Genomic DNA, 9,432 nt, shown 5'->3' on the forward strand with positions numbered 1-9,432 from the left:
ACGATCCAGCCCGGCACGGCGGCGCCCGACACAACACCGAACAGCAAGCCGCAGCCTGACTTTGATCTTGAGGTTGACACAAGGGGTGTCATGGGCACAGTCAAGTGCGACGTGCGCCGCACACAAACGGCGGGGTGGCGGGGGCGGCACGAAGCCGGGCGCCACCCACAGGTGACGCCCGGCCCGGTCGTTGGTTGCGTATTCGGTTGTCGATCGCCTTCTCGGTCAGGCGATCGTCAGAGAGCGCGCGCCGCGCGGCTGGCCCGCGAGGATGCCCATCGGGACACCTGGCGCCAACGGTGGGCTGCGCTCAGCCGGCGGACTACACGCTGCCTGCTGGCAGCCTGCTCCGCCTCGCGCATTCGTGCTCTCGCGAGATCTTCGTAAAGCAACATGGCGTTGATTCCTTCTGGTCGTGGACGACTTGTGACGGTGTTGATCGCGCCGCTCATGCCGCCGCCCCCTGGGCAGTGGCCGGCTGGGCCGACGCGCGCTCGGCCGCGGCACGGGCCGCGTCCTCCTTGCGGGGGCGACCCCTCGGGCGCTTGCGTGCGATGACCACGCCGCGCTCGAAGATCTCGCCACCCCAAACGCCCCACGGCTCGTGCCGCGCCAGCGCACCGGCGAGGCACTCGCTGCGCACGGGGCAGTCGGCGCAGAGGTTCTTGGCCCGCTCGAGGTCGGCAGGCGTCTCGGCGAACCACAGGTCGGGGTCCCCCACCCGGCAGGGCAGGGCGAGACCGGCACCGGGTGCGGCGTCGAGCAGGTCGCCGACCCCGGTCTCACCGACCGAGAGTTCGCTCAGTGTTCCGCTGGAGAGCGGAACAGTGGCGGTAGACATCCGAACTTCTCCCTTATCTCTGTGTGTATTTGTGCTGGAAAAACACGAAGGCCGCGGATCCGATGTACGGGTCCGCGGCCTTCGTGAGCTGAAGGGTCCTGTGTTCTAGCCAGGACTTGGCTCCGAAGAGTGTGCGGACACAGTGGTCGGCAGGGTCACGGTCAGATCGGCATTGCGCACACCAATCCCCTGGACACCGACACCGATGGGCGCAAGCTGCAGCACCCGCTTACGAGCGGCGGTCTGCTGCGCTTCGAACGCGCCACACATGCCAAGGGCCCCGGACAGCGGGTAGCCAGGGGTCGAGTGCTTGATGGTTGCGCTCACCGGGGCCACCTCCTCATCGCTGTCTGAGTGCAATCTTTGGGGCGCTTCGCGCCCAACCACTGCAGGTTATTGCCCCAGGTGGGGGCGGGGCAACCGGTTTTCCGGAAACTTGCCGAAGAATTTTGTCCGCGTCGGGACGATCACTCTACGCTGCTCGTCCGGCCCTGGACCAGCGACAACACTTCCGACCCGAAGCGGTCCAGCTTCGAACCACCGATGCCGGATATCGACACGAGCGCAGCCGTATCGACCGGACGCTGTTCGGCGATCGCGAGCAGCGTGGCGTCGGTGAAGATCACGAACGCCGGGACTTTGAGCGCCTTGGACCGCTGCGCACGCCACGTGCGTAGCCGCTCCAGCAGCTCCTCGTCCACATCGGACGGACAGCGACCGCATCGGCCGACCTTGATCGCCATCGTCCCGATCAGCGGTCCGTCGCAGACCCGGCAGCGCTCGGGCGGAGTCTGCCCGAACCCACCGCGTCCGCCCTCACGCCCACGCGAGCGAGCCACGCGGGCGGCCGGGTGCTCGTCGGGAATGAGCCCGTAGAGGAACCGGCTGCGCCGCCGACGCCGGCCACCGGAGGACGACGACCGCGCGAGTGCCCAGCTCAGCCACAGGTGTTCGCGTGCTCGCGTCGCACCCACGTAGAGCAGCCGGCGCTCTTCCTCGATCTTCGCGTCGTCGCCGTCGGCGTACTGGATCGGCAGCGTGCCCTCGACCAGACCGACGAGGAACACGGCATCCCACTCCAGGCCCTTCGCCGCGTGCAGCGACGCGAGCGTCACGCCTTCGACGGTCGGCGGGTGCTGCGCCTCGGCCCGCGCGTCGAGTTCGGCGACGAACCGGGACAGCCCGGCACCTTCGACCTCGGCCGCCAGTTCCTCGGCGAGCTCGACCAGCGCGAGCAGCGACTCCCACCGCTCGCGCGCGGCCCCGCCCTGCGGCGGGTCGGCGGTGAGCCCGAGCGGCCCGAGGATCTTGCGGACCGCGCCGGGCAGGTCGCCGGCGAGCTCGGCCGCGCTCGCGGTGCGCAGGGCGGCCATCGCTTGGCGCACCTCTTGCCGGGCGAAGAACCGCTCGCCGCCCCGCACGAGGTAGGGCACGTCGTGTTCGGCCAGCGCCGCTTCGTAGGCCTCCGACTGGGCGTTGACCCGGTAGAGCACCGCGATCTGGCTGAGCGGGAGCCCACCCTCGACGAGTTCCTTGATCCGCCGCGCGACCGCGGTGGCCTCGAGGGCCTCGTCGTCGTACTCGGCGAAGCGGGGCATCGGGCCGTCCGGGCGCTGCCCGACCAGCTTGAGCCGCGAGCCGGCCGGGCGGCCACGAGCCGCGCCGATCACTTGGTTGGCCAGGCTCACCACCTGCGGCGTGGACCGGTAGTCGCGCTCCAGCCGGACCACGGTCGCCTCCGGGAAGCGGCGGGTGAACTCCAGCAGCGGGCGCGGCGAGGCCCCCGCGAACGAATAGATGGTCTGGTTGGCGTCGCCGACCACGGTCAGGTCGTCGCGCGCGCCGAGCCACGCGTCGAGCACGCGGTGCTGCAACGGCGTGACGTCCTGGAACTCGTCGACCACGAAGCACCGGTAGCGGTCGCGGAACTCCTCGGCCACGGCCGGGTGCTCCTCCAGCGCGGCGGCGGTGTGCAGCAGCAGGTCGTCGAAGTCGAGCATGCGGGCGCGGTTCTTCAGCACCTCGTAGCCCTGGTAGACGGCCGCGACCTGCTCGACCGGCAGCGGGGTGTCCCGGTGGACCTTGGCGGCGACCTCCGGATAGCTCTCCGGCGTGATCAGCGACGCCTTCGCCCACTCGATCTCACTGGCGAGGTCGCGCAGCGTCTCGGCCTCGGTCGGCGCGCCGAGCCGGTGCGCGGCCTGGCCGACCAGCTTGAGCTTGCCGTCGAGCACGTCCCACTGCTCGTCGCCGACCACCCGCGGCCAGAAGTAGCGCAGCTGGCGCAGGGCCGCGGCGTGGAAGGTCCGTGCCTGGGCGCCGTGCACGCCGAGGGCGCGCAGCCGCGTGCGCATCTCCCCTGCGGCCCGGTTGGTGAAGGTGACCGCGAGCACCTGGCCCGGCGCGACGTGCCCCATCTGCACCAGGTAGCCGATGCGGTGCACGATCGTGCGCGTCTTCCCGGTGCCCGCACCAGCGAGAACGCACACCGGACCACGCGGCGCGCGCACCGCGAGCTGCTGCTCGGGGTCCAGTCCGGCCAAGAGCGGGTGCCCCGATTCCGAACCTTCCGAGTCGCTCCCCTGCCGAACCATGTCCAGCATCCTGACAGAGGGCGCCGACACTGCCGCCGGGGCACACCGGGGGCACGCGATATCCTGGTGGACATGGCTGACAAGCGGGACAACACGGCCGCCAAGGAAGCGAAGAAGGCGAAGAAAGCCGCCTCGAAGCAGCGGCGTTCGCAGATCTTCCAGGCGTTCTCCATGCAGCGCAAGGAGGACAAGGGGCTCATCCCGTGGATGGTCGGCTCCGTCGTCGTCGTCACGGCGATCGTGTTCGGCATCGGCTACCTGCTCGGCCACCAGTACCTGGTGCTGCCGATCGGCGTGCTGCTCGGCCTGCTCGTCGCGGTGATCATCTTCGGTCGGCGCGTGCAGAAGAACGTCTACAGCAAGGCCGACGGCCAGCCGGGTGCGGCGGCGTGGGCGCTGGACAACCTCAAGGGCCGCTGGCGCGTGACCCCGACCGTGGCCGCGACGACGCAGCTCGACGCGGTGCACCGGGTGCTCGGCCGGCCCGGCGTCATGCTGGTCGCCGAAGGCGCGCCGCACCGGGTGAAGGGCCTGCTCGCGCAGGAGAAGAAGCGGGTCTCCCGGCTCGTCGGTGACACGCCGATCTACGACATCGTCGTGGGCAGCGAAGAAGGCCAGGTCCCGTTGCGCAAGCTGCAGAGCCACCTGATGAAGCTGCCCCGCAACATCACCAACGCCGAGGTCGACGGCCTCGAGAAGCGCCTGGCCGCCCTGGCCAGCAAGGGCAACGCGATGCCGAAGGGCCCGCTGCCGGCCGGCGCGAAGATGCGCAACGTCCAGCGCACCCTGCGCAGGCGCTGACCGCCCGAGTTGTCCACAGGCGGGTGGTTGTCCACAGATCCGCGCTGAGCACCCCACACCCCCGCTGACCTCGATAGACTGGCTTCAAGGGGTGCCCCCGGGAGGGTGGGGCTTGTCTTCGCGCGCGCGAGGCGGAACGCGGTTCCGGTCCAGGCGGGCGACAACAGGCAACGCTTAGCGGGTGGTCACCACTACCGTGCCGAGCAGGCGGTCGTGCAGGCCGCGGTTGTCCAGGTCCCAGATCACCGCGGGGATGATCAGTGCCGTCAGCACGCTGTGCGCGAGCGCGCGCACCGGGCCGACGAGCGCGGCGCCGTCGAGGCGCGCGACGCGGATGCCGAGCACGGCCATGCCGGGGCTGAACCCGAAGAAGCCGATGGTCACCGTGCGGACAGCCAGTACGATGCCGATGCCCCACGTGTTCTGCGCCAGCATCGCCGACGAGTCGTTCAGGTTCGCGTGCACGATCAGACCGGCGATCAGCCCGCCGATCACGCAGTCGAGGAGCAACGCGAACGCCCGCCGACCGGTCGCCGCGACCGAGCCGGGGCCGGACTCCGGCAACCCGAGGCGTTGCCCGCGCCACTGCTGGGCGTCGGCATCCTCGCCCGGCTCGAGCGCCGCCCTCGGCCCGGACAACCAGCTTCCCGTCCACCTGCTCACCTGACCAGGGTATGCCAGGTCGCTCGACATGCTCCCGGCACAGTTCACTGGCATGCTGGTAAGCCGTCTCGACGTCGTTAACGTCAGCGAAACATCGGGGTGACGGTCGGGCAACACCACCCCCATAGCTTTTGGCGGACGCGGCGGAACCGATCTAAGGAGCCAACCAGCGTGTTCAACTCCCCCGACGAGGTCCTGAGCTTCATCTCCGACGAGGAGGTGAAGTTCGTCGACGTGCGGTTCTGCGACCTCCCGGGCATCATGCAGCACTTCACGGTGCCCGCTGCGTCGTTCGACGAGAGCGCGTTCACCGACGGGCTCGCCTTCGACGGATCGTCGGTGCGTGGTTTCCAGTCGATCCACGAGTCGGACATGCTCCTGCTGCCCGACCCGTACACCGCGCGCCTCGACCCCTTCCGCATCGAGAAGACGCTGATCCTCAACTTCTTCGTGCACGACCCGTTCACGCAGGAGGCCTACAGCCGCGACCCGCGCAACATCGCGCGCAAGGCCGAGCAGTACATCTCCGAGACCGGCATCGCCGACACCGCGTACTTCGGCCCCGAGGCCGAGTTCTACACCTTCGACTCGGTGCGCTTCGACTACGCCGAGAACGGCTCGTTCCACGAGATCGACTCCGTCGAGGGCTGGTGGAACACCGGCACCGACGAGGCCGGCGGCAACCGCGGTTACAAGACGAAGTTCAAGGGCGGCTACTTCCCGGTGCCGCCGGTCGACCACTTCGCCGACCTGCGCGACAAGATGGTGCTGAACCTCGAGGCGTCCGGCTTCACCGTCGAGCGCGCGCACCACGAGGTGGGCACCGCCGGTCAGGCCGAGATCAACTACCGCTTCAACACGCTGCTGCACGCGGCGGACGACCTGCAGTTGTTCAAGTACATCATCAAGAACACCGCCTGGGAGGCGGGCAAGTCGGCGACGTTCATGCCGAAGCCGCTCTTCGGTGACAACGGCTCGGGCATGCACTGCCACCAGTCGCTCTGGAAGGACGGCGAGCCGCTCTTCCACGACGAGTCGGGTTATGCGGGCCTGTCGGACTCCGCGCGGCACTACATCGGCGGCATCCTCACCCACGCGCCGAGCCTGCTGGCCTTCACCAACCCGACCGTGAACTCCTACCACCGGCTGGTGCCGGGGTACGAGGCGCCGGTCAGCCTGGTGTACTCGCAGCGCAACCGCTCCGCGTGCGTGCGCATCCCGATCACGGGCAACAACCCGAAGGCCAAGCGCGTCGAGTTCCGCTGCCCGGACTCGTCGGGCAACCCCTACCTCGCCTTCGCGGCGATGGTGATGGCCGGCCTCGACGGCATCAAGAACAAGATCGAGCCGCCCGCGCCGATCGACAAGGACCTCTACGAGCTCCCGCCCGAGGAGGCCAAGGAGGTCGCGCAGGTCCCGGCCTCGCTGAACGCCGTGCTCGACCGCCTCGAGCAAGACCACGACTTCCTGCTCGAAGGCGGCGTCTTCACCCCCGACGTCATCGAGACCTGGATCGACTTCAAGCGCGAGAACGAGATCGACCCGCTGCGCCTGCGGCCGAACCCGTACGAGTTCGCGTTGTACTACGACTGCTGATCGGTCGGGTTTGACCTGGTAAAACGGCCGGTTCCGCCACTCGGGCGGGACCGGCCGTTTCACGTCGCCCGCGCTTCGTGCCATCGCGGTGCACAGGTGTTCCTTCGGTTGTCACGCCGTAGAGGTGTCAGCTCCCCTCAACTCAGGAGGACACCGATGCCCAGTGCCAACCGGATGTCGACGCCGGTCGCCGTCGACGCCGATCAGATCGAGGGACGTTATGCACCGCTCGGCGGCTACACCGTCGGCTTCGAGACGTACAAGCAGGACGTCGACCCCGCGCCGTTCTTCGCGGGGCTGCCGGGCGATCGCTGCCAGTGCCCGCACTGGGGCGTCGTCACCGGCGGCCGGCTGACCTTCCGCTGGCCCGACCGCGAAGAGACCTACGTGGCCGGAGACGCCTACTTCGCCCCGCCCGGACACCTGCCCCTGGTCACCGCCGGCACGTCGATCGTCGAGTTCAGCCCGACCGAGGAACTCGCGGCAACGATGGCCGTCGTGGAGAAGAACCTGCTCGCCGCCGGAGTGCAGTCGTGAACGCCCCGGCCACCCCGCTGCGCGACGGAACGCGCGTGGCGGTCGCGAACCTGATCCACTTCCTGGAAACCGGGGCTGCCCCAGAGGGGCTGTTCGCGCCGGACGTCTTCGCCGACCTGTCGTTGCCGCACTGGCGCCTGCAGACCGCGACCGCCGGCCAGATCGTCGCCGTCCGCGCCGAGCAGCACCCGTTCCCGGGCCGGGTGCGGGTCGAACGGGTGGAGCCGACCGAACACGGGTTCACCATCGAGTTCGAGGAACGCTGGACCCACGAAGGCCAGTCCTGGTACTGCCGGGAGATGATCCGGGCCGACCTCGCCGGCGACAGCATCGTCGAGATGTCGGTCTACTGCACCGGCGACTGGGACGAAGCCAGGCAACGCGAACACGCCGCCGCCGTCGCCCTTCTGCGCCCGTGACCTGGTCGAACCCGTTGCCGCGAACCTACGATGAGGCGTGGTGAGCAACCCCGTGGCCGAACTCCTCGACCGGGCCGACGCGGCCCGCGCGGCCGGTCGAGGAGACGAGGCGGCGCGGCTCTACGACACCGCGATCACGTCCTGCCGCGAAGCAGGCGACCTCGCCGGCTGGACGCGGGCCGCGCTCGGTGCGGCGTCGGTCTACACCTTCGGCACGCGTTGCGCTGAGCGCACGGCCGAGCCGGAACTGCTCGCCGACTGCCTCGACGCCGCGCTCGCCGCCCGGTGGGGACCCGACGACCTGGCCGCCCGAGACGAGCTGGCCGCCCGGCTCGACGAGGTCGCGGCCCACGTCACCGACCCCGACACGCGGCTGCGCGCGCACCTGTGGGGTCTGCAGGTCGCCTGCGAGACGCTGGCCCTGCCGACGATCCACCGGCACATGCGCGCCTTGGAACGCCTGGGCGAGGAATCCCCGCGGGCACGGTTCTTCGCCGCGTCCCGGCGGCTGATGCTCGACCTGCTGCGCGGGCGGACCGACACCGCCGAACACCTCATCGCGATGGCCACCACGGCGTCCGAACGGGCAGCGCTTCCCGACGCGTGGATGGTCGTCGAGGCCATGAAGGGCTACGCCGCCCTGCACCGCGGCGACGCCGGCCGCTGCGCGAGCATCGCCGCGGAATGCGAAACCTTCGCCCTCGCCGAAGGCGCCACCGCGGTCGCGGCCGAAGCCGCCTTCCTCTGGGTCGGCGCCGGTCGGCTCGATCGGGCCCGCACCGTGGTCCACCTGTTCCACGGACGCGTCCTGGACGAACTGCCCCGCGACGTCAACTGGCTGCTCACCCTGCAATGCCTGCTCGAAGCGGCGCTCGCCGTCGACGACCGCGACATCGTCGCCAACGCCGCCGGGCTGCTGACCCCCTACGCCGGAAGAGCTGTCATCAACGCCGGAGCCGTCATGTTCCACGGCCTCACCGACGACACCCTCGCCCGCGCCGCCGCGGTCCTCGGCGACCTCGACACCGCCGCCCGCCTGCGCGCCCAGGCCCTCACCGCCTACGAACGCCTGGGCGCGACCTGGTGGCAGCAGCGGCTGCTGGCCTGGACACCGCCCACCCCGGCACCCGTCACTCGCGGTGCACGAGTGCACCTGCACCCAGCCGCCGACGGACTGTGGCTGATCGGACCCGAACCCGCGGCGGTCCCGGTTCGCGCCCTGCGCGGCTACACGTACTTGCGCGAACTCCTGCGCCGGCCCGGCCGGCCGGTGTCCTGCCTGGACTTGGTCACCGAAGGACAACCGAGCGTCGAACAACCTGCCGTCGGCGAAACCCTTGACCGCCAAGCACTCCAGGCATATCGACAACGGCTCCGCGACCTCGAGGACGACCTCGCCCAGGCCGAGGACTGGTCCGACGCTGGGCGCATCGAGACCCTCAGCGCCGAACGGGACGCCCTCCTCCACGAACTCACCGCCGCGGTCGGCCTCGGCGGACGACCCCGGACGAGTGGCTCCAGCGGCGAACGCGCCCGGATCGCCGCCACCAAAGCCATCAGCGCCGCCATCGCCCGGATCAGCACCCTCGACGAACCACTCGGACACCACCTGCGGACGACCGTCCACACTGGAACCCAGTGCAGCTACCAGCCGGGTCCCGGCGACGACACGCAGTGGATCCTGACCGCCGAGAGCTGACCGGCGCGGGCTCACGCCTGGATTCGGCGGAGCAAGCCGACCATCGTGCCTTCCGGGTCGGCGTCGCGCATCGTCCGGCCGAGCGCCTTGCCGTAGAACTCACGCAGCTTCGCCGTGTCGTGGCCACCGATCTCCCCGAGCACGATCGGGCTGCTCATGCCGGACCTCCTTCGTCGTGCCGACGGCCCGAACGTAGGTCCGCGCCGCGGGCGACGCGACGGGCTTTCGATGAAGTTGTTCGCCTACTTCATGTTGGCCAAACTCGAGCGCGGGTGATCCGCC

At 69.9% G+C, this 9,432-nt stretch carries 10 protein-coding genes; 5 read left to right on the forward strand and 5 right to left on the reverse strand.

Going from position 1 to position 9,432, the window contains the following annotated elements; genetic code table 11:
* Window positions 1–448 precede the first annotated feature (448 nt).
* From EV186_RS38130 to EV186_RS38140, 3 genes are all read right to left on the reverse strand, one after another.
* Window positions 449–841, reverse strand: a complete 393-nt coding sequence (locus tag EV186_RS38130) for a WhiB family transcriptional regulator (RefSeq protein WP_133854436.1) — start codon at window positions 839–841, stop codon at window positions 449–451.
* Between the two features lie 105 nt (window positions 842–946).
* Window positions 947–1,168: a hypothetical protein gene (locus tag EV186_RS38135; protein WP_133854437.1), complete on the reverse strand. Its 222-nt coding sequence runs from the start codon at window positions 1,166–1,168 to the stop codon at window positions 947–949.
* 140 nt (window positions 1,169–1,308) lie between these two features.
* A complete protein-coding gene (locus EV186_RS38140; RefSeq protein WP_133854438.1) occupies window positions 1,309–3,435 on the reverse strand; it encodes an ATP-dependent DNA helicase UvrD2 in 2,127 nt (708 codons plus the stop codon).
* A 72-nt stretch (window positions 3,436–3,507) separates the two neighbouring features.
* Between EV186_RS38140 and EV186_RS38145 the strand changes: the two genes are divergently transcribed.
* Window positions 3,508–4,236, forward strand: coding sequence for a DUF4191 domain-containing protein (locus EV186_RS38145; protein WP_133854439.1), 729 nt, complete (start codon window positions 3,508–3,510; stop codon window positions 4,234–4,236).
* Between the two features lie 174 nt (window positions 4,237–4,410).
* On the opposite strand, the gene EV186_RS38150 is transcribed toward EV186_RS38145, so the two are convergent.
* Complete coding sequence (locus EV186_RS38150; protein WP_133854440.1) at window positions 4,411–4,899, reverse strand: RDD family protein; 489 nt, start codon at window positions 4,897–4,899, stop codon at window positions 4,411–4,413.
* 171 nt (window positions 4,900–5,070) lie between these two features.
* Here EV186_RS38150 and glnA point away from each other — a divergent pair, with 171 nt between their 5' ends.
* From glnA to EV186_RS38170, 4 genes are all read left to right on the forward strand, one after another.
* Window positions 5,071–6,495: a type I glutamate--ammonia ligase gene (gene glnA / locus EV186_RS38155; protein ID WP_133854441.1), complete on the forward strand. Its 1,425-nt coding sequence runs from the start codon at window positions 5,071–5,073 to the stop codon at window positions 6,493–6,495.
* 156 nt (window positions 6,496–6,651) lie between these two features.
* Window positions 6,652–7,032 carry a cupin domain-containing protein gene (locus EV186_RS38160; protein ID WP_133854442.1) on the forward strand — a complete coding sequence of 127 codons (381 nt, stop codon included), beginning with the start codon at window positions 6,652–6,654 and terminating at the stop codon, window positions 7,030–7,032.
* Window positions 7,029–7,451, forward strand: coding sequence for a hypothetical protein (locus EV186_RS38165; protein ID WP_133854443.1), 423 nt, complete (start codon window positions 7,029–7,031; stop codon window positions 7,449–7,451). Before EV186_RS38160 ends, EV186_RS38165 begins: the two co-directional genes overlap by 4 nt.
* Window positions 7,452–7,491: 40 nt before the next feature.
* Window positions 7,492–9,150: a hypothetical protein gene (locus EV186_RS38170; RefSeq protein ID WP_133854444.1), complete on the forward strand. Its 1,659-nt coding sequence runs from the start codon at window positions 7,492–7,494 to the stop codon at window positions 9,148–9,150.
* An 11-nt stretch (window positions 9,151–9,161) separates the two neighbouring features.
* Here EV186_RS38170 and EV186_RS39300 read toward each other — a convergent pair whose 3' ends face one another.
* Entirely contained in the window at window positions 9,162–9,308 is a 147-nt protein-coding gene (locus EV186_RS39300; protein WP_166659532.1) for a hypothetical protein, read from the reverse strand.
* Between the last annotated feature and the right edge of the window lie 124 nt (window positions 9,309–9,432).

This window comes from Labedaea rhizosphaerae (assembly GCF_004362825.1).
GTDB lineage: Bacteria > Actinomycetota > Actinomycetes > Mycobacteriales > Pseudonocardiaceae > Labedaea > Labedaea rhizosphaerae.